Source organism: Candidatus Sulfurimonas baltica, assembly GCF_015265455.1.
In the GTDB taxonomy this organism is placed as follows: Bacteria; Campylobacterota; Campylobacteria; order Campylobacterales; family Sulfurimonadaceae; genus Sulfurimonas; species Sulfurimonas baltica.
Genome location: NZ_CP054492.1, coordinates 259,135 through 279,516 on the forward strand (window position 1 = coordinate 259,135; position 20,382 = coordinate 279,516).

The window sequence follows — 20,382 nt, forward strand, 5'->3', positions numbered from 1 at the left end:
ATATGGAAACAGCATATTTAATTGAAACGGTTATAAAAATCGTTGTAATTTTACTTGTCTTTTCTGCATTAGCAGGGATAGGTACTTATTTTGAGAGAAAGATTTTAGCATTTATGCAACGTCGTTTAGGGCCAATGAATGTTGGACCATACGGACTTTTACAAGTTGCGGCAGATGGAATAAAACTTTTTACTAAAGAGGATATTGTCCCCTCTAATGTAGTTGGAAGAATATTTAAAATTGCTCCTGTTATTACAGCTGCTACCGCTTTTATGGCAGCTGCTGCAATTCCTTTCTTGCCATCATTCACACTTTTTGGATATGAAGTTCATCCAATAGTTGCTGATATTAATATTGGTATTTTATATATATTAGGGATTATGGGAGTTGGTCTTTATGGTCCTCTTCTTGGTGGTATGGCATCAGCTAATAAGTTTGCATTACTCTCAGCTGCTCGTGGTGCTGCAGTATTTATCTCTTATGAGGTTGTTACAGGTTTGTCAATATTGGCTCCTATTATGTTAGTTGGCTCACTTTCACTGATTGATTTTAATGAGTATCAAGCTGGTGGATTTACAGATTGGATTGTATGGTCTCAACCTGTTGCATTTATTTTATTTTGGATTGCTGCATTTGCTGAAACTGGTCGTACGCCATTTCATCTTATAGCAAATGATCATGAAATTATTGATGGTTTCGGTACAGAATACTCTGGTATGAGATGGGGACTTTTCTTTATTGGTGAGTATGCAAATATGTTCTTTATCTCTTTTGTAATACCTCTACTCTTCTTAGGTGGATATGGTGATGGAAGTCTATTAGGTGCTTTAGGTTTACTTGGTAAAATGGCATTTTTCTTCTTCTTTTTCTTATGGACAAGAGCTGCATGGCCAGATGTTAGACCAGATCAATTGATGTGGTTATGTTGGAAAGTTCTAATGCCGATAGCAGTGCTAAATATCTTAATCACTGCAATTGTGATGATGTAAGGGGTGATGATGAATAATGAACAATTTAACGACAGAGATGTCAGTAACGGATATTTCTTAGTAGATATAGAAGATTATCCTACCACTGGTTGGGATAAGTTTAAAAGAACACTTAAAAGAAGTCTTAGAGGCGAGCTTTTTGTTGGTCTTTGGGTTGTATTGCGTGAGATGATAAGATTTGACATACATACAATAAAATACCCTGAAGAGAAGATGCCAATTGGTCCAAGATATCGTGCAGTGCATGAGATGAAAAGACTTTGGGAGTCTGAGGCAGAGAGATGTATCGGTTGTGGGCTTTGTGAAAAAATCTGTATTTCTAACTGTATTAAAATGGATACTAAAATTGATGAAAATTCTCGTAAAGAGGTTTCTGAATATAGTATTAATCTTGGAAGATGTATTTTTTGTGGTTATTGTGCTGAAGTGTGTCCAGAACTTGCAATTACGCACGGTGGAGAGTATGAAAATGCTAGTGATCAAAGAGAGCACTTTGTAATGTATGAAGATATGTTAACTCCAATAGATAAGATGAAGGCTGGAAAACAGCTGGAGTTCGAAGGTTTTGGTGCGATTACACCACATGAAGATGAGCGTGTTAAAAAAACACCTCTATCATATTAAGGAGTTAGGTTATGTTTGAAGCAATTGCATTTTATCTGTTTGCATTTTTAACAATTTCTATGTTTTATATTACAGTAACAACGTCACAGGCGCTATATGCCCTTACAGCATTGGCAGCAGGGATGATTTTTATATCAGCATTTTTCTTTATATTAGGTGCTGACTTTTTAGGTGCGATTCAAATCGTTGTTTATTCAGGTGCTGTGATGGCTCTTTATGCATTTGGTATGATGTTCTTTGATACTACCAGAGAGATAAAAGAGAAAAACGGTAACAAGTATATTGTTGTAGGATTAAGTATCATATCTGCAATATTGGTTGTTGCTATTTTTGCCGGTCCTATCGTAAGTGATAACATTACTGCTCTTTATCCAATGACTCCAGGTGCAGGAAATACTCAAGAGGTAGGTATGGTTTTGTTTACTAAGTATCTTGTCCCTTTTGAAGTTGCCGCCGTAATGCTACTTGTTGCAATGGTTGCAGGTATTGTTCTTGCCGGTAAAAAAATGGATCTTTCTTTGACTCTTATGGATGAAGATGATATTAGAAAAATGAGAGAAGAAAAAAATAAAAAGGTGCTTTCATGATGGAAATTGGACTAAACCATTATCTTGTTCTTTCAACAATTTTATTTGCTATAGGACTAGTTGGTGTAATGAGAAGAAAAAATCTGCTTATGTTGTTTTTTGCAACAGAGATACTTCTTAACTCTGTAAATATATCTTTTGCTGCGATTTCACATTTTTACGGTGACTTAACAGGACAGATGTTTGCATTTTTCGTAATAGCTATTGCTGCTTCAGAAGTAGCTGTTGGGCTTGGTCTGCTAATTGTATGGCATAAAAAACATAACAATATTGACTTAGACCAAATGTCAATGATGAGAGGATAACAGATGGAATTATTTTTATATACTGCACTGTTTTCGCCACTAGTTGGTTCTTTGTTTGCAGCACTATTTGGTGCATCTCCTAGGACAAAAATAGCTGGTATCGTTCCAAGTATTTTGCTTGGTGTTTCTCTGCTGAGCAGTACAATCCTTCTTGTTTTGGTACTTTCAACTGGTCATACACTACATGTAGAGATGATGACTTGGATGGCAACCGGAGACTTATATATTCCTTTTGGATTTGTAGTTGATCAAGTATCTGTTACAATGATGATGGTTGTAACGCTAGTTTCAACTGTTGTACATGTATATGCAGTTGGTTATATGGATCACGATGCAGGTTTTAACCGTTTCTTTGCTTGGTTGTCTGCATTTGTTTTTTCAATGCTTGTTCTTGTTATGAGTGATAACTTTGCTGGTCTTTTTATTGGTTGGGAAGGTGTTGGTCTTTGTTCATGGGGTCTTATCGGTTTTTGGTATAAAAAAGAGTCTGCAACATGGGCTGCTAATGAAGCGTTCATTATGAACCGTATTGCTGACCTTGGAATGCTTATTGGTATTTTCTTAGTTTATTGGAATACAGGTACACTTCAGTATGATGAAGCATTCGCTGCTATGCCTTCTTTAGAGAGCGATGTTTTAACTTGGATGGGTATATTTTTGTTTATCGGTGCTATGGGTAAATCAGCTCAGTTTCCACTACATACATGGCTCGCAGATGCGATGGAAGGTCCTACTCCAGTTTCTGCACTAATTCACGCTGCTACTATGGTTACAGCCGGTGTTTATCTTGTAGTTCGTGCTAATCCGTTGTATGATTTAATTCCACATGTAGGGTTGTTTATAGCATCTCTTGGTGCTTTTGTTGCAATTTTTGCAGCATCAATGGCTCTTGTGAATCGTGACATTAAACGTGTTATTGCTTACTCAACTCTTTCTCAGCTTGGATATATGTTTGTTGCAGCAGGACTAGGTGCATACTGGGTTGCATTATTTCACCTTATGGCACACGCATTCTTTAAAGCATTACTATTTCTTGGTGCTGGTAATGTTATGCACGCTATGGATAGTGAACTTGATCCATTTAAAATGGGTGGACTTGGCAAGAAGATGAAGGCTAGTATGATTATGATGACACTAGCATCAGTTGCTCTTGCTGGTATATATCCATTTGCTGGTTTCTTTTCAAAAGATTTAATCCTAGAGGTTGGTTTTGTTGAACATCACTATATCATCTATACAGTGCTACTATTAACTGCTGGTTTAACTGCATTTTATTCATTTAGAATTATTGCTTTAATTTTCCATGGTGAAGAGAGATATAAACTATTTGGTTTTCATCCGCATGAAGCATACAAGTTTATGCTCGTTGCTATGAGCCCACTTTTAATTCTTGCAATTATTGCAGGTTCGTTTAAAATGACATACTTTGAGATGGTTACATATGTACTTCCAGCTACAGAGTATCATGTTCATTCACAATTGACATATTGGATTATGACTATTGGTACACAACTTTTTGTTATTGCTGCAATTCTTTTTGCATATAAAAAATATACATCAAGAGATATAAAAGTACCTGATGGAACTTCTAAAATGGAAAAAAGTTTTGCATATAAACTTTTATTCAATCAATACTATATCCCTTATGCTTATGAAGAGTATATTGTTAAGCCATACAGAGAGTTGTCTGATGCATGTTGGACAAAGATTGATGAAAAAGTTGTTGACGCAAGTGTTGATGGAATAGCACATATGTTCTATTCAACTGGTGAAAACACAAGAGCAATGCAGAGTGGTAATCTATCAACTATGCTTAAATGGATGGTAGCAGGAACTGTTGTCTTGCTATCGTTAGCTGTAGTTTTTGGACTTGCAGTTAGATATTCTGGTGAAATCAAAACGATTTTATCAGGTTTAGGAGCTTAATATATGTTAGATCATATCTTATCGATTTTAATTTTCTTCCCGGCACTAGCAGCTGTGCTTGGATTCGTTGTTCATAAAGACAGTATGCGTTCATACGGTGTAGCAGTAGCTACAGTGGAGTTTGCGCTATCTCTATGGCTTTGGTTTGCTTTTGATTCAAATGTTTCTGGCATGCAGTTTATGGAGCAGGTAGCTCTTGTTCCAGCATTTGGAATTAACTATATTGTCGGTGTAGATGGTATATCACTATTTATTATTATATTAGCGTCATTTTTTACTATGATTGGGATTGCTTCGTTAACGGATACTAAAGATGTAAAAAATATGATAATCACACTTTTGTTTTTACATATGACAATGATAGGTGTATTTGTTGCTCTTGATGCTATTGTGTTTTATGTATTCTGGGAACTTTCACTAGTACCAATGTTATATATCATTGGTGCATGGGGTGGACCAAGAAGAATTTACGCTTCTGTTAAATTTTTCTTATATACATTTACAGGTTCACTTGTAATGCTAGTTGGTATGCTGTTTATGGCTTATTTTTACTATCAAGCAACAGGTCAATGGAGTTTTGCAATTCTTGATTGGTACCGTCTAATATTGCCTGAATCATTCCAGCTTTGGTTATTTGTAGCATTTTTCTTTGGTTTTGCAATCAAGGTTCCAATGTTTCCATTCCATACTTGGTTACCATACGCTCACGGTCAAGCACCAACTATTGGTTCTGTAATACTTGCGGCAATTTTACTGAAAATGGGTACATATGCTTTTATCCGTTTTTCGCTGCCACTTTTTCCAGATGCGTCAGTTTACTTCATGTACCCAATTGCAGTATTGGCAATTATTATGATTATCTACACTGCGATGGTAGCATACGCACAAAAAGATATTAAGCAGGTTGTTGCATACTCATCTGTATCTCATATGGGTGTAATTATCCTCGGTACATTTGCACTTAATGTTGAGGGAATTACAGGTTCAGTATTTTTAATGATTGCTCACGGTGTTGTCTCTGGTGCTCTGTTCTTGCTTGTAGGTGTTATTTATGACAGACGTCATACAAAACTTATGAGTGAATTTGGTGGACTTGCAGCAGTTATGCCTAGATATGCGACAATTTTTGGAATAATGATGATGGCTTCAGTTGGTATGCCGCTTACAATTAACTTTGTAGGTGAGTTTTTAAGTCTTATTGGTTTTTATCAGCAGTCTCATATCTTAACACTTTTAGCAGGTGTAGCAATAATCGTAGGAGCTATCTACATGCTAGCAGCTTACAAAAAGATGTTCTTTGGTGAAGTTACAAAAGAGGAAAATAGAAATCTCCCAGATGTAAACAAAAGAGAGCTAATAGCATTAATTCCTTTAGTTGCGATAACTATATGGCTAGGTATTTATCCTAAACCGCTCTTAGAGCCTATCAATAATTCAGTAGAAGCAGTTGTTCAGTTAATGCATGAAAAATCTACAACTGAGGAAGCAAAAAATAGAATACCAAATCTTAATATTCTAATTAATAAGACTTCTGTAAAGGAGGCACACTAATGTTATCACCAGTAAATATTTCAATGGAGTCACTAAACTTAATGACTTTAGCACCAATGCTAATTCCAATAGTTGGTGCTCTTTTAATCTTAGTAATAGATCTGTTTAAAAGCGGACAAGATAAATCTTTATATGTAATGATAAGTTTACTTGTATTGGGAATTGATTTTGCTGCACTGTTAGATTCAGCAGGTATATTTGCCCAAAACGGTACAGTTATGGGTGTTTTTGATGTAATGCTTATAGATGGTTTGGCAATTTTGTCGCAGTTCATTATCGTTGCAGCATCAATGCTTTTTATCCCATTGGCACTAACACATAAGAGATTCCATGAGTTCTCATACCCTGAATTCTTTGCATTATTCTTATTTATGATAGCAGGCTTCCAGTTTATGGTAGCAACTGATAATTTAATATTAATCTTTGTAGGGTTGGAGACAGCTTCTTTAGCACTGTACACTTTGATTGCTATGCATAACCGCGATAAATCATTTGAGGCTGCTGTTAAGTACTTTACAATGGGTGCTTTAGCTGCAGGTTTCTTTAGTTTTGGTTCTATGGTGTTTTATGCACTTACAGGCTCAGTGGAGATAAATCAGATAGCAAGTGTTCTTTCTGCAAACAACTATGCTGATATAGGCTTTGTTCTTATTGGAGTTGTATTCCTTTTAGCATCGTTTGGTTTTAAACTTTCTATGGTCCCTTTTCATACTTGGACTCCAGATGTTTATGAGGGTTCTTCAGCTGCACTAGCTGGATACATGTCAATTGTTCCAAAAATAGCTGCATTTGTTGTTGCCATGAGACTATTTGAGTTTTTAATTCATAGTGGGATAGTTTGGTTAGAAGTGATTTTATATATTGGTGTAGTTCTTACTATGACTATGGCAAATATATGGGCACTTGTTCAAACTGATGTAAAAAGAATGCTTGCATATAGTTCAATCTCACATGCAGGTTTTGTTATGGCAGCAATTTTAATAGGTACTACACAATCAAACAGTGCTCTATTTTTATACTGGATTTTATTTAGTTTCACAAACTTAGGATCTTTTTCTATGTTGTGGATAAGCAGACAGAAAAATCTTCCAGCTCATCAGCAATCAGACCATAGTTATGACAAATTTGCCGGGATGGTTAAAACATCACCAATGGCTGCATCTATTATGGCTCTGTTTATGTTAAGTTTAGCCGGTCTTCCTCCCTTCGCTCTATTTTGGGGTAAGTTATATATGATTAGTTCAGCGATTACAGGAGGCTATACAGTATTAGCACTTATTATGGCACTTAACTCTGCTATAGCCGGTTACTACTACCTAAAACTTATAGTATATATGTTTATGAGAGAACCGGTGGTAGGTAATGATGGACATGTATATGTGTCTAATGCAACACTTCCACTTAAAACTATTATCGGTTTTGCAGCAATAGGAACTATATTTGCTTTTTTATTGCTAAACCCACTCTTAGAGTTTGTTACATCATTCGTATACAATAGCGGATATTAATAAATTTCTCTGCATTTATGCTAATGTCAACCAATAATAATATGGTTTGGCTTTAGTGTCAAGGTTGGTGCAACCTAGCGAAGCAATAGCTTAACTAGGTGTTGTAAAAATTAATAATAGGGATAGAAATTTGTTAAAAACCTTGCTCTTAGCCCTGTCGCTGCTACTCCTATTTACTCAACCTATTTTTTCACTTGAAATATCTCTTCAAGGTGCAAAAGAGAATCATCAGGATTTCTCAACACTTCATTTAAGAGATGAAGATAAATTTTTATGCCAAGATATGAAAAATGATTTTGATGAAATTGTTAAAATAGTTTGCGCATTTTCAAAATCCCCATCTCAAAAGTTAAAAAAGATACAAAACAATTTTTTTGAGATAACTACTGAAGTAAAGAATAAAACTTTTTTTTTAATAATAAAACCATATGAAAGAATGAAACTTGTCCCAATAGTATTTGACTTAACTAAAGATGATACTGTTTTTAGTTCCAATGTAAAACTCTCAAATCACTGGATGGTTATCGGCTATAGAAATGAATTACCTTTTATAAAGAAAAACGCTGAATTGGATGTATCTATAAATTTTCCATTTACATTTGCAGAAGATAAATTTCCATATGTAGGAAGTTTAGATATGCAAGGAAACCCCGTACATGTAGAAAGAGTCGGGGATGTTTCCCAGTATATAAAAATTAAAAAACTTTATGATGACAAGGAGTATGAGTTTACCTTGGAACTTATTGACGAAGTTATAAAAGAGTATCCAAATTCACTATTCACAGCTGAATTACTGTTTTACAAGATGAAAGCATATTCTAAACTGATGTTGTACGACGAGTTGATAGATGTTGCAAAAGCCTATCTTAAAGAGTATTCTTCAGATGAAAATATTGCTGAAGTCCTCTCGATGGCTGCTAAATCTTACTATAAAATAGGTTTGGGAACCGATGCTGATTACTTTTTTGACCGGCTTTTCACTGAACATGACAATACGGTTTATGCTCAGTGGGGATACATATATAAGGGTGAGATGTTGGATTCGTCCGGCAGTGCTACTCAAGCCAGATTGTTATTTAAAAAAGCATTAGAACAAACTTCTGATATAGATGTAGCTTCAACTGCTGCATACAGATTAGCGCAAAATTTTATATTATCAGGTGATATCAAAGAGGCATCTGTATATGCAGATAAAGTGGCAAAAGCTAAGCCTAGCTACTTTATTGAATCAATTCCAGAATCAATAGATATGATGTATGATTTCGTAGACAGCGAAGATTATAATACAGGAGCATCTATAGCACAAGCCCTCTTTAAGAGCCTAGAAGATACTCATGAGGAGTATGAGACACTCCTGAAGAATAGAGGAGTATGGCTTAGTAAAACAAAAAATAAAAAAGAATCACTTGAAGCCTTGAATCTATACCTAAAGCTATTCCCTGATGGTCTTTATGAACAAGAAGTAAAAGTTGCTAAAGATGGTCTATTTTTTGATGTAAGTGATGATAATGTAACAACAAAATTAACAAATTATGAGAAGCTTATTAATGAATACAGCGGGGACAGCATAGGGAACAAAGCTATATATGAAAAAGCTAAACTCCTTATTCAAAATTCTAAATTCAGAGATGCTCTCGGTTTAGAGGAAAAACTTCTCAAGCTAGACACTGAAGAGTATAAAGATGTTGGAAATATGATTAAATCGTCTGCAATAGGTACCATGAAACAGGCATTAGAGGTAAAAGAGTGTGGCAGTGTATTGGAGATAGCATCAAAATATAAAATTGAACTATCAGATGAATGGGATGATGGGATATATGAGTGTGCCATGAAAGGTGCTGATTATGAACTTGCTAAAAAGATGGCAGACAAGAATTTAAAATCAAAAGATTTAGATGAGAGAAAGAAGTGGTTATATAGATATATTAAAATTGATTTTGCTACTGGAAATTACAGTAATGTTATAGAAGCTTCAAAAGATTTAATAACCCTAATAGAGGATAAAAAAAATTCAGACTACAAAGATGTTTATAGGTACTTATTTGACACATACTCTAGATTAGAAAACAGTACAAAGATGATAGACACTATGGCAGAGATAGAAAAAGTTTATGGATTGGATTATTTAGATATCGAGAGATATGTATCGTTGATATCAGCTGGAAGTCAAAAAAAAGATAGTAATTTAGTAATATTATATGGCGAAAAGGTTATGAAAATACAAACAATTTCTAATTCAAACGCTCAGAGTCCTTTTGTTGAGTTTGCACTTTACGAGGCATATTCAAAAAAAGAAAATTACAATAGAGCACTAGAAGTCATAAAATCACTAGACAATATTGAGTTAAAAAAGAACACAAGAGCAAGACAAAAATATCTTTTAGGCAGTATATACAGTAAGTTGTGGAGAGATGATGATGCAAAGGCAGCTTATCAAGACTCCATAAATGCAGACAAAGAGTCATCTTGGGCTAAATTAGCCAAAGCTGCTCAGGAGATTTGAGAAAGTATAATCTCCTCTAGCTCTTCAAGTGGAGCGCTGACAATGCCTTTAAACTGAGTGCGATTGAAAGTCTGCTGTCTCTTTGCCAACTGTGCCGTATGGGTTGATATATTATCAAGCATAACCTCTTTTGTAACTTTGCCGTCAAGGTACTCTAAAACTTCAACTATCCCTATAGAATTCATAGCATGTGGCGCTCTTGTATACTTTTTCTCCAAAGCGCAAACTTCATCTATTAAGCCAAGCTCTAACATCTTAGATGTTCTTTTAGAGATTCGCTCTCGTAAAACAGCTCTATCTACATCTATATTGTAAATATTCAAGTTTTCTATAGTCGGTTTTGGTGAATTTTGTCTAAACCACTCTGAAGGTGTTAAAGTAGAAGCTTCATAAATAAGCATCGCCTTTTCAATTCTATAGCTGTCATTAGGAGAAATATCACTCATATATGGAGCATCCAAGTCATATAAAAACCCATAACACTCTTTTAGATTTTTCAGTTTTAACTCTACATGCAGTTTTGTTTCATTACTAATATCAGGTAATTTTGAGAGCCCCTCAAGAAGCGATTTCAGATAAAAAGATGTTCCGCCAACAATAATAAGATTTTTATTTTCACCTCTACATGTAGAGAGTATCTTTTTGTACAAATCAATGAAAATGTCAACACTGAAGTACTCATCAGGATTAAGTAAATTTATACCAAAATGTTTCACAGAGTTTAGTTCGGCAGATGAAGGTTTTGCTGAGACTATATCAATCTCTTTATATATACTTAGTGAGTCGATAGATAATATGTGGGCATTTATCTTTTTGGCTATATTTATAGCCAGATCGCTCTTTCCAGATGCTGTTGGACCAATAATGGCAAGTTGTTTCATATTATAGAATATCTATTAAAATTATTGCCCAGGTTACAGTAAAGACAAAGATGCTTAAAAAAACGATAGTGCTTCCAACATCTTTTGCTCGACCGGCCATATGATTATGCTCAAGCGTTACTAAATCAACGACTCTCTCAATAGCACTGTTTGTAGCCTCTGCCAAAAGCATCCCCATTAGTGATATAAACATCAAAGCTTTATAAACCAAAGTGGTTTCTATGAATATAATAACTGGCAATAAAATCAGAGCAAGTATGAGCTCAATTTTAAATGATGTCTCCGTCTGTATTAAATCTTTTAGTCCGTTTAGAGCATACGTTGTGTTTTTAAAAAAATTATACTTCGGTTGATTCCTCAATTCTCTATTCCTATTAGTTATATTATGTAAACGATTATAATATAATTTAGTTTAATAATCATACACATTTAAACCTAGTTTAGGTAAAATAAGCAAAAATACGTCAAGGTGAAATTTGCAAAGATATATTAATAAAATTAAAGATTTTAACGAACTGGTAATGTTTGAGCACTCTATATTTTCACTTCCATTTATATTTATCGCTATGATTGTTGCGGCAGATGGTTGGTTTGGTTTTACGCTGCTCATTTTAGGTGCTTTTGCAGCTATTAGTGCGAGAAATTTTGCAATGGGTCTTAACAGGTTTGCAGATAGAGATATAGACGCACAAAATCCAAGGACATCATCTCGTCCAAATGTTGATGGACGATTAGATGCTCCAAGCATTATGGTTTTTACTCTTGTAAATGCTTTTGTCTTTGTTGGGGTTGCTTATATTATAAATCCATTAGCATTTTATCTTAGTTTCCCAATACTCTTAATTCTTGGTTCTTACTCTTACTTTAAACGCTTCTCATCTCTAGCTCATATAGTTTTAGGTATATCTCTTGGACTTGCACCAATAGCCGGTGTAGTTGCAGTTCTTGCAGAGATTACACCTTGGTCTGTAATGCTTAGTTTAGGTGTTATATTTTGGGTTGCAGGGTTTGATCTGCTTTATTCACTGCAGGATATGGAGTTTGACAGACAGAATAATCTTCACTCTATTCCATCAAAATATGGCTCAGAAGCGACACTTCTGCTTTCAGCATTTTTTCATATACTGACAGTAGTTTTTTGGGCGCTGTTTGCTTGGATGGCAGAGCTTGGTATATTTGCATTTTTTGCAGTAATGTTAGGTGCGGTTATGCTTGGATATGAACACTATTTGGTGAGAAAAGATTTTACTAAAATAGATCGTGCATTTTTCACAGTCAATGGTTATCTTGGGATTGCATTTTTTATTTTAATTGTTTTTGATAAGGTTCTATAATGAATATCCGTCTAGTCAATGCTCCAATTAGTTTAACATTTAGTGAAGCAGAGATAGATAATGAGGGGTATTTAAGAGAGTATCAGCAGTTGAGCGAGAGTGATGATGATCCAGTAAGTCAATGGCTTAAACTCGCGCGTGCAAAAGGTGAGAGTTCAGATACAGACCCGGTTTTGCTAAATCTTATGGTAGAGTTGCATAGAAAAATAGACTCACTTGAGAAGTTTTTAAAAAATGAAGAGCCAAAAAGATTGTCATTAACGGATGAGGTGGCAATTGAGTCTATTGGTTTTGAGCATTTTAAACTCAAAGAAGATATTTTAGAAGAAGGGAAAGAATATTATGGCAGAGTTGAGATGCCAGTTCACCCAAAAAGAGATGTGCCTATATTTTTTACCGCTATTGATAAATCACTTGCTAAAATTAGTAAAATTCATGATAGAGATGAAAAAGAGTGGGGCGCTTACCTGACTGCAAGAGAGAGAGTTTTGATCCGTGAAGCGAAAGAGAACAAGAGATGAACTTAAACATAGAGTATATTAGCATTGAGTATCTTGTAGTCGCAATGGCGGCTATGATTTTATATCTTATTTACTATGTTTTTACAAAAGATTCCCAGTACAGTAAAAATATACGCTCTGTTGCGACTGTGGCCGAGGAGCTAAATAGAGAAATCTTCTATTTGAAAAAAAAACTTAGCGAAACACAAAAAAATATTACAAAAAATACCAGCCGAATGAGCGATGATGATATCTACCAAGAGGTTGAGAGAACAGTATATGATATGGTGAAACCTATCTCTTTGGGCTTGAAGAGATTGGAAGAGAGTGTTCAAAGCATTGATGAGCATATAGAATCCAGAATCGCATCTTTAGAGAACGGCGTAAAACAAATCTCTATCCCTACCTCTATTCATGGTAATGATGATGAAAAAATTATTTTACTTTTCAAGCAGGGTGTCACTCTTGAGACAATATCAAAAGAGTTGCATATATCTAAAGCAGAAGTTGAGTTTGTTCTAAAAATCAACAAAATCAAGTAATGTTTTATGGCAGATAGAAAACTATTCGCTCTCGTCTGCGCACTTATAGGGATTAGTATTATATTGACTTACACCCTCTCTGCATATACAACTATTCTTTTTGAGGTTAATGAATTTCACTTTGCTGTAAGACAGGCACTTTTTGGATTTATAAGTATATTTACAATATGGTTGCTTGCTCAGGGCGATCCAGATAAGCTTTTAGCCCCAATAGGCTTTACCCTTTTTATAGGCTCAGCTATACTTATGATAGCAATGCCGTTTCTGCCAGACTTTTTAGTTTCAGCAGTTGGGGGAGCAAAACGGTGGATAAAGTTTTTTGGATTCTCTATAGCACCTGTGGAGTTTTTCAAAATCGGATTTGTATATTTTTTATCATGGAGCTTTTCAAGAAAGTTAGGACACCATGGTGGAATGGGGATAAAACAGGAGTATATACGGTTTGCTCCATATGGAGTAGTCTTTATCGGTGCTATGTTTGTTATAGCATTTGTACAAAATGACTTAGGTCAGGTTGTTGTACTTGGATTGACGCTTCTTTTTTTACTTATGTTTGCCGGAAGCAGTTTTAGATTTTTCTTGACTCTTCTCTTAGGAGCACTTATGTTCTTCTTGTTTTTCATTTTTACGGCTGAACATAGAATTCTTCGTATCAAATCTTGGTGGGCTTTGGCGCAAAACAGTGTATTGGAACTTTTACCAGATGCAATAGCAAAGCAGTTAAGAGTTCCTACGGAAGTTGAACCTTATCAAATCGGACACTCACTAAATGCAATTCATAATGGAGGCATATTTGGAACAGGTGTTTCAAACGGTACATTTAAGTTAGGCTTTTTGTCAGAGGTACATACAGACTTTGTTTTAGCAGGATTAGCAGAGGAGTTTGGGTTTGTTGGTGTCTTGTTGGTGGTGTTTATATTTATGTGGATGATTCAAAGAATCTTTAAAATTGCAAATAGATCAGATGACTCGACTATATATCTGTTTAGTTTGGGTGTTGGGTTGCTTTTATCATTTGCCTTTTTGGTAAATGCCTACGGGATTAGCGGTATTACGCCTATTAAAGGAATCTCAGTCCCTTTTTTAAGTTACGGCGGATCTTCTATTTTAGCGGCTTCTTTTGGTGTAGGAATGGTTTTGATGGCATCTAAAAAAGCGAAAATGAATTAATATATGTGGAAATTAAAATGAAATTATGCATTACCGGTGGTGGAACAGGTGGACATCTGATGATAGCTCAAGCTTTGGTAGAAGCTGCTGTCAAAGACGGACATGAGGTTGTTTTTATAGGCTCAAAACGTGGGCAGGATAGAAAGTATTTTGAGCATCACAGCTCATTTTCGCATGTGTATTTTTTGGACACCTCAGGTGTTGTAAATAAAAAAGGTTTAGAAAAAATAAAAGCACTTTTTAAAATTTTTTTAGCATTTTTTAAATCAAGAAAACTACTAAAACAGCACAATATTGTGGCAACATACAGTGTGGGAGGGTTTTCTGCCGCTCCTGCTTCTTTTGCCTCTTTGAGTAAGTTCATTCCGCTTTTTATACATGAACAAAATGCAGTTGAGGGGAGGCTAAATTCACTTTTAAAGCCATTTGCTAAAAGGTTTATATCTGCATATGACAATAACTCTCCTATTTCAGGTTACCCGATTAAAGATGAATTTTTTAAACATGCAAGAGTCAGAGAGTCTCTAAGGAGTATCATTTTTTTAGGCGGCTCAAACGGTGCAAAGGCTATAAATGATTTAGCTTTAAGCGTAGCAAAACATCTAAAAAAGTTAAATATAAAAATAATTCACCAAGCCGGTGAGGCTGATTATGAGAGGGTGAAAAATAAGTATGAATCTCTACATGTAGAGGTTGAACTTTATGCTTTTACAAAGGAGATGGATAAGTTAATATCTAGTGCCGATTTGGCTGTTAGCCGTGCAGGTGCGAGCACACTTTGGGAATTAACTGCTAATGGTTGTCCAGCTTTGTTTGTCCCATACCCATACGCAGCAGGCGACCATCAGTACCACAATGCTCAGTTTATAGTAGAGAACAACCTTGGATGGTGTGAGAGGGAGAGTGAAGATTTAAGAGTAAAACTGCTCTCTATATTAGATGAAGAGCTTGAGAGTAAAAGTAAAGCTCTATTGGAGTACTCATCCAAAGATGTCGCTTCTAAGATGATAAAAGATGTTGTCAAGGTGTTAAATGCTTAGAGAATTAGCAGAAAGTTTAGTAGATTTAATTTTTGACTGGGGTTATTTGGGAATATTTTTGCTAATGGCTGTTGAGAGTTCATTTATACCTTTTCCTAGTGAGATAGTGCTTGTTCCTGCCGGATATTTAGCCTCAAAAGGTGAGATGAGTATTAGTCTTATAATGGCCAGTGCTTTGGGAGGCTCTATGGTTGGCGCATTTATAAACTACTATCTTGCTCTTACACTAGGGAGAAAGCTTTTACGTAAATATGGGAAGTATTTTTTCATAAATGAGAATGCCATAGAGAAGATGGATACTTTTTTTGTAAAACATGGACATATATCCACTTTTACAGGAAGACTTATACCCGGTATTCGTCAGTTAATCTCTATCCCGGCAGGGCTCTCTCGAATGAACTTGGCCTCTTTTTCTGCTTACACTGCACTTGGGGCTGGTATTTGGGCTTTGATACTTGTAATGCTCGGGTATTTTATAGGAGAAAATCAAGAATTAATTAACAATTATTTAAAACAAATTATTATTGTTATTTTAATTACCTTGGTTTTATTGATTTATTGGTATTATAGTGTTCAAAAAAGAAAGAAGGTTTAATTAATGAGTAATCTAGAATATATGTTCCATCCTGGTTTTTTCGGCACACGGGCTCCATTTTTTATGGACTTAGTAACTCTTATTGTTGCACTTTTGCCTTTTTTGGTGGCAGGGGCAATTGCTCTGGCAAGAAATAAACACTATAAAGCACACTCATATGTTCAAATATTTATATTTGCTTTTTCAGTGATTGTAGTCTCATATTTCGAATATGGAGTAAGACTAAGCGGTGGCTTTAATGCCTTTATGGAGGAGAGTTCAGTCGCTCATAATTACGCATTTATAGTTTTGGTTTTTCATATAGCAGTTGCAGTTATAACACTGATAATATGGGGAACAACTATTTTTATGGCTAAGAAACAGGTGCAATTAAAAAAGCACAAAAAAGCGGGTCTTATTACATTTGTAGGGGTCATAGCGACTTCACTAACAGGGATATGGGTTTATTTTTTAATGTTTGTATATTAAGATTTAGGGGATAAGATGAAGTACACTGTAAAATTTAGAGTATGGCACTGGCTCAATGCCATAGTAGTTATCGGTTTATTAGGTACTGTTTTTTTAAGAAAAACATTTCTTTCATGGAGAACTAACTCTGAAATTTTAATGACTCAGCTCTCAGAGATGGGATTAGAGATAACAGCAGAACAAGCAAAGATATTAGCAAAAGCTGTTCGCGCAGGGATGTGGGAGTGGCATATTATATTTGGCTATGCTCTTGCATTTTTAATAATTTACCGAATACTCCTCTTTTTTAAAGACTCAAGTGTTACTGAGAGTTTTGCTTCGTTAACCCTTCATAAAAAAGCTGTTAAAATTTCATACTATGTGATTTATGCGACACTTATTTTTATGGCACTTAGTGGTTTGTCAATACACTTTTATAAAGAGCTACAGATGAGTAAAGAGCTTGCAGGAAGTATCAAAGATATTCATGAGATTGTTTTTTATGTTGTTATGATTTTTGTGCCACTTCATATCGCAGGTGTAATAATTGCAGATACTACAGACGAAAACGGAATTGTCTCAACTATGATAAATGGAAAAAAAGCAGTTTAAACTAAGGAATATATATGATAAAAATAGATGACAAAGCACCAGAATTTTGTCTTCCAAACCAAGATGATGTTGAGATATGTTTTAGAGATTTAAAAGGGAAGTGGATTGTTTTGTACTTTTATCCAAAGGACAATACTCCTGGATGTACAACGGAGGCTTGTGAGTTTACAGATGCGCTCCCTGACTTTAATGACCTTAATGCGATTGTATTGGGAGTAAGTGCCGATACAACTAAGAAGCATCGCCAGTTTATAGAAAAGCATGAGATAGATGTAACACTTTTAAGTGATGAAGATACTTCTATGATGCAAGAGTATGGCGTTTGGCAGATGAAAAAAAATTATGGCAAAGAGTATATGGGGATTGTTCGCACTACTTTTATTATAGACCCAGATGGAGTTGTAAAAGCCGTGTTTGAAAAAGTAAGAGTTAAAGAGCATGTGCAAAAAGTTAAGAGTGAACTGGAGAGTTTGCAGGGTTAATATATTTGAGATCCTGAATCAAGTTCAGGATGACGTTTTTGTTTGACTATTCCGTCAGTTGGGCTTGAAAATTCCGTCATTCTGGGCTTGACCCAGAATCTAGTTTAGTATCTATATCTGAGATAAAAGCGGATATCTTGCGCTTTGTCTACAACTTGAGAGGCCATAGCACTGTTTGTAGGGATGTCAGAAATTCTCATTGAATTTCCTGAAGTGCTTCCAAAAAATCCATTACTTCCAGAGTAGTCATAATCTATATATGTATAACGAAGTTGTAAAGACAATATATCTTCTATAAGATACTCTGTAAAATATGCCTCATATGCATTACCGCGGGTTGCAACTTTTGAACCTATATTTGTATCTTCAGCGTAAGTTATACTTCTCCAGTATTTGCTACCGTGGTTAAATTCAAGACCCCATCTTCCGCTCTCTGTAAGAAGTGAAGGGAATTGTGTCCCTATCCAGTAAGATGTACCAGTCTCTTTATCAGTAGAGCCCAACATGCCATGTCCATCTTTAGGGTCCGTAACAGTAGCAGCAAGACTTACAAAAAATGTAGAATCATCTAAAAAGTTGCTCCACTCGTTCCCAATCCCCTTGGCAGTAAAATTGATGCTGGCGCTATGCAAACCGCCTACTGTATCGAAGCCAGCAGTTTGGTCATTAGGGTTGACTGCATCAATTAGATTGTTTGCATAGTAGTATTGGGTTGCTACAGAATACTGTTTGTTGTCAAAAGGGACAAATATCAATCCAGCCAAATCTATATTTGTGTTATCACTACTAACTTCAGCATAAGGAGTAGATGAAAATTTCGGAGCAGCATTACTCATCCCACGACCTGCACAAAACTTGACATATGTACCTGTATTTTTATTTATAACAAATTTTGAACTTAGTCCATCAAACTCAACATTGATAGCATGTCCTAGAGGAGAAGAAGCTTTATCATCATCTCTTAGGTTTATAAGATGGCCGTTTGTTGATGGTCTGCGACCAATACTTATTGTCCATGGTATATCAAGACCCATAAACTCTGTGTTTCTGTAAAAGAAGTAAGCAGATCGGACTCTCAGTTTGTCATCATACGCATTTTCATTTGCTATCCAGTCGAAACCTTCAAATGAATTTGAAGCAGGAACTGAGGCACCTGAACGCTCCCCGAAAGCTTTGTTGTAAGCAAATTGAGCAGAGAAACTTAGATTGTTTGTTGCCTTATATGCGGTATTTATCCAAAGTCTGTTTGTCATAAAAGCATTGTTTTTAGCCTCACTACCATCAGCCATTGTGTAGTTCATGTTCTCAATTGCGAATCTGTAATCAACTTTAAATTTAAGATGAGAACCAGATGTACTTCTGTTTAGTTGTGAAACAGCCTCTTCAAGCTCATATATCCTGTCTTCATTAGTCGCAATCTCTTCTCCATCATCCTCTTCTTTGTCTTCTGCGACTGCCACTGTTTCATCTTCTGTAGATGTTACACTTGAAGCTACCTCTTCTTGTTCTTCTTCATCGGTCTTAGTAGAAGATTTGCTAGACTTTAAAGCAGAAAGCTCTCTTTTGAGCTGATTCATCTCTTTTTCCATTGCTTCAAATCGCTCATACATTGACTGTGCGCTTAAGTTTGTACTTAAGAGTGCAGCAGCAGCTAAAGATAGTAGTAGAGGCCTATTCATATTGATCCTTTTTATGCAAAAAAACATAGTCAGTAATATAACTGTTTTTTATAATTTATGCATAACTATACCAAGATTATATAAATTTTATTTTAAATAGTGCTATTTATATAGGTAAATACTAATATGCGACATATGCTGTTACTTAAAATTGATAAAACAATATAAAAGCAAAACTTAAATATATTTTGAGTATAATTCGCGGATTTTCTTTACTACATGTAGCTAAAGAAACATTAACAGGTATGTATCAAAAGTCAGTGTAACTCGTTTTATTAGATGAGTATTACCCGATATTGCCAAAGCTAACTGATAAAACTCTAGCTCAAAAGAGCTCTTAAAGGACCTTAAATGGTAACTATGAAAGACCTATTAGAATGTGGTGTACACTTCGGACACCAAACTCGTCGTTGGAATCCAAAAATGAAAAAGTATATTTTTGGTGTACGTAAAAATATCTATATTATAGATTTACAAAAAACTCTTCGTTATTTCCGTAACACTTACCAAATCGTTGTTGATGTAGCAGCTGAAGGTAAAACAGTTTTATTTGTTGGTACTAAAAAACAAGCTCGTAACTCTGTAAGAGATGCAGCAATCGCTTGTGGTATGCCGTATGTTGATAACAGATGGTTAGGTGGTATGCTTACTAACTTCCCAACTATTCAAAAATCTATCCGTAAACTTGACATTATTTCAGAGATGCAAGAAAATGGTCAAATTGATCTTTTAACTAAAAAAGAAGCTTTAATGCTTTCTCGTCAAAAAGAGAAGTTAGAGTCATATTTCGGTGGTATCCGTGGTATGAAAAAACTTCCAGATATGCTTTTTGTTCTTGATGCGGTTAAAGAGCATATTGCTGTTTTAGAAGCTCGTTGTTTAGGTATTCCAGTTGTTGCTCCACTTGACACTAACTGTGACCCGGATTTAATCACTTATGGAATTCCTGGTAATGATGATGCAATTCGTTCAATTCAACTTTTTTGTCGTGAAATGACTGAAGCAATCAACGAAGGTAAAGCTCTTAGAGATGCGCCAGTTGAAGAAGAGCAAACTGAAGAAGTAGCTGAAACTGAAGAAGCTCCAGTAGCAACAGAGGAAGTATAA

Annotated in this window: 21 protein-coding genes; 18 read left to right on the plus strand and 3 right to left on the minus strand. The window is 35.3% G+C overall.

Going from position 1 to position 20,382, the window contains the following annotated elements; all coding sequences use genetic code 11:
• The first annotated feature begins 2 nt into the window (after window positions 1-2).
• The 8 genes from nuoH (at window position 3) to HUE88_RS01290 (ending at window position 9,993) form a co-directional block, all read left to right on the plus strand.
• Complete coding sequence (nuoH, locus tag HUE88_RS01255; protein WP_194370312.1) at window positions 3-989, plus strand: NADH-quinone oxidoreductase subunit NuoH; 987 nt, start codon at window positions 3-5, stop codon at window positions 987-989.
• Window positions 990-998: 9 nt separating this feature from the next.
• Window positions 999-1,613 (plus strand): NADH-quinone oxidoreductase subunit NuoI, encoded by a 615-nt coding sequence (gene nuoI / locus HUE88_RS01260; protein ID WP_194370315.1) that lies wholly within the window; start codon window positions 999-1,001, stop codon window positions 1,611-1,613.
• 11 nt (window positions 1,614-1,624) lie between these two features.
• On the plus strand, window positions 1,625-2,200 hold the full coding sequence (locus tag HUE88_RS01265; protein WP_194370317.1) for an NADH-quinone oxidoreductase subunit J: 576 nt from the start codon (window positions 1,625-1,627) through the stop codon (window positions 2,198-2,200).
• The gene (gene nuoK / locus HUE88_RS01270; protein ID WP_194370319.1) at window positions 2,197-2,505 is read left to right on the plus strand and encodes an NADH-quinone oxidoreductase subunit NuoK; all 309 of its coding nucleotides are present in this window, start codon (window positions 2,197-2,199) and stop codon (window positions 2,503-2,505) included. The genes HUE88_RS01265 and nuoK overlap by 4 nt, the downstream gene beginning before the upstream one ends.
• Window positions 2,506-2,508: 3 nt before the next feature.
• Window positions 2,509-4,431, plus strand: coding sequence for an NADH-quinone oxidoreductase subunit L (gene nuoL / locus HUE88_RS01275; protein WP_194370321.1), 1,923 nt, complete (start codon window positions 2,509-2,511; stop codon window positions 4,429-4,431).
• 3 nt (window positions 4,432-4,434) lie between these two features.
• Window positions 4,435-5,982 carry an NADH-quinone oxidoreductase subunit M gene (locus HUE88_RS01280; RefSeq protein ID WP_194370323.1) on the plus strand — a complete coding sequence of 516 codons (1,548 nt, stop codon included), beginning with the start codon at window positions 4,435-4,437 and terminating at the stop codon, window positions 5,980-5,982.
• Window positions 5,982-7,490: an NADH-quinone oxidoreductase subunit NuoN gene (nuoN, locus tag HUE88_RS01285; RefSeq protein ID WP_194370325.1), complete on the plus strand. Its 1,509-nt coding sequence runs from the start codon at window positions 5,982-5,984 to the stop codon at window positions 7,488-7,490. Before HUE88_RS01280 ends, nuoN begins: the two co-directional genes overlap by 1 nt.
• Window positions 7,491-7,620: 130 nt before the next feature.
• Window positions 7,621-9,993, plus strand: a complete 2,373-nt coding sequence (locus tag HUE88_RS01290; protein ID WP_194370328.1) for a tetratricopeptide repeat protein — start codon at window positions 7,621-7,623, stop codon at window positions 9,991-9,993.
• Here the strand turns inward: HUE88_RS01290 and miaA are convergent.
• Together miaA and HUE88_RS01300 are read right to left on the minus strand one after the other, a co-directional pair.
• Window positions 9,981-10,874: a tRNA (adenosine(37)-N6)-dimethylallyltransferase MiaA gene (gene miaA / locus HUE88_RS01295; protein WP_194370330.1), complete on the minus strand. Its 894-nt coding sequence runs from the start codon at window positions 10,872-10,874 to the stop codon at window positions 9,981-9,983. The two genes, HUE88_RS01290 and miaA, sit on opposite strands and share 13 nt — an antisense overlap.
• A gap of 1 nt (window position 10,875) precedes the next feature.
• Window positions 10,876-11,235 (minus strand): diacylglycerol kinase, encoded by a 360-nt coding sequence (locus HUE88_RS01300; protein WP_194370332.1) that lies wholly within the window; start codon window positions 11,233-11,235, stop codon window positions 10,876-10,878.
• Window positions 11,236-11,350: 115 nt separating this feature from the next.
• Between HUE88_RS01300 and mqnP the strand changes: the two genes are divergently transcribed.
• From mqnP to bcp, 9 genes are read left to right on the plus strand one after another with little or no spacing between them, the layout of a single operon-like run.
• On the plus strand, window positions 11,351-12,208 hold the full coding sequence (mqnP, locus tag HUE88_RS01305; protein WP_194370334.1) for a menaquinone biosynthesis prenyltransferase MqnP: 858 nt from the start codon (window positions 11,351-11,353) through the stop codon (window positions 12,206-12,208).
• Window positions 12,208-12,729: a hypothetical protein gene (locus tag HUE88_RS01310; RefSeq protein ID WP_194370336.1), complete on the plus strand. Its 522-nt coding sequence runs from the start codon at window positions 12,208-12,210 to the stop codon at window positions 12,727-12,729. The genes mqnP and HUE88_RS01310 overlap by 1 nt, the downstream gene beginning before the upstream one ends.
• Window positions 12,726-13,250, plus strand: a complete 525-nt coding sequence (locus HUE88_RS01315; RefSeq protein WP_194370339.1) for a hypothetical protein — start codon at window positions 12,726-12,728, stop codon at window positions 13,248-13,250. The genes HUE88_RS01310 and HUE88_RS01315 overlap by 4 nt, the downstream gene beginning before the upstream one ends.
• A gap of 6 nt (window positions 13,251-13,256) precedes the next feature.
• Window positions 13,257-14,420, plus strand: coding sequence for an FtsW/RodA/SpoVE family cell cycle protein (locus tag HUE88_RS01320; protein WP_194370341.1), 1,164 nt, complete (start codon window positions 13,257-13,259; stop codon window positions 14,418-14,420).
• A gap of 17 nt (window positions 14,421-14,437) precedes the next feature.
• Window positions 14,438-15,460, plus strand: coding sequence for an undecaprenyldiphospho-muramoylpentapeptide beta-N-acetylglucosaminyltransferase (murG, locus tag HUE88_RS01325; protein ID WP_194370343.1), 1,023 nt, complete (start codon window positions 14,438-14,440; stop codon window positions 15,458-15,460).
• A complete protein-coding gene (locus HUE88_RS01330) occupies window positions 15,453-16,055 on the plus strand; it encodes a DedA family protein (protein ID WP_194370345.1) in 603 nt (200 codons plus the stop codon). The genes murG and HUE88_RS01330 overlap by 8 nt, the downstream gene beginning before the upstream one ends.
• 3 nt (window positions 16,056-16,058) lie before the next feature.
• Window positions 16,059-16,523: a DUF420 domain-containing protein gene (locus tag HUE88_RS01335; protein WP_194370347.1), complete on the plus strand. Its 465-nt coding sequence runs from the start codon at window positions 16,059-16,061 to the stop codon at window positions 16,521-16,523.
• A 15-nt stretch (window positions 16,524-16,538) separates the two neighbouring features.
• Complete coding sequence (locus tag HUE88_RS01340; RefSeq protein ID WP_194370349.1) at window positions 16,539-17,114, plus strand: cytochrome b/b6 domain-containing protein; 576 nt, start codon at window positions 16,539-16,541, stop codon at window positions 17,112-17,114.
• Between the two features lie 14 nt (window positions 17,115-17,128).
• On the plus strand, window positions 17,129-17,596 hold the full coding sequence (gene bcp / locus HUE88_RS01345; RefSeq protein WP_194370351.1) for a thioredoxin-dependent thiol peroxidase: 468 nt from the start codon (window positions 17,129-17,131) through the stop codon (window positions 17,594-17,596).
• 104 nt (window positions 17,597-17,700) lie between these two features.
• On the opposite strand, the gene HUE88_RS01350 is transcribed toward bcp, so the two are convergent.
• Window positions 17,701-19,275, minus strand: coding sequence for a DUF3373 family protein (locus HUE88_RS01350; protein ID WP_194370353.1), 1,575 nt, complete (start codon window positions 19,273-19,275; stop codon window positions 17,701-17,703).
• A gap of 351 nt (window positions 19,276-19,626) precedes the next feature.
• Here HUE88_RS01350 and rpsB point away from each other — a divergent pair, with 351 nt between their 5' ends.
• Window positions 19,627-20,382, plus strand: coding sequence for a 30S ribosomal protein S2 (rpsB, locus tag HUE88_RS01355; RefSeq protein ID WP_194370355.1), 756 nt, complete (start codon window positions 19,627-19,629; stop codon window positions 20,380-20,382).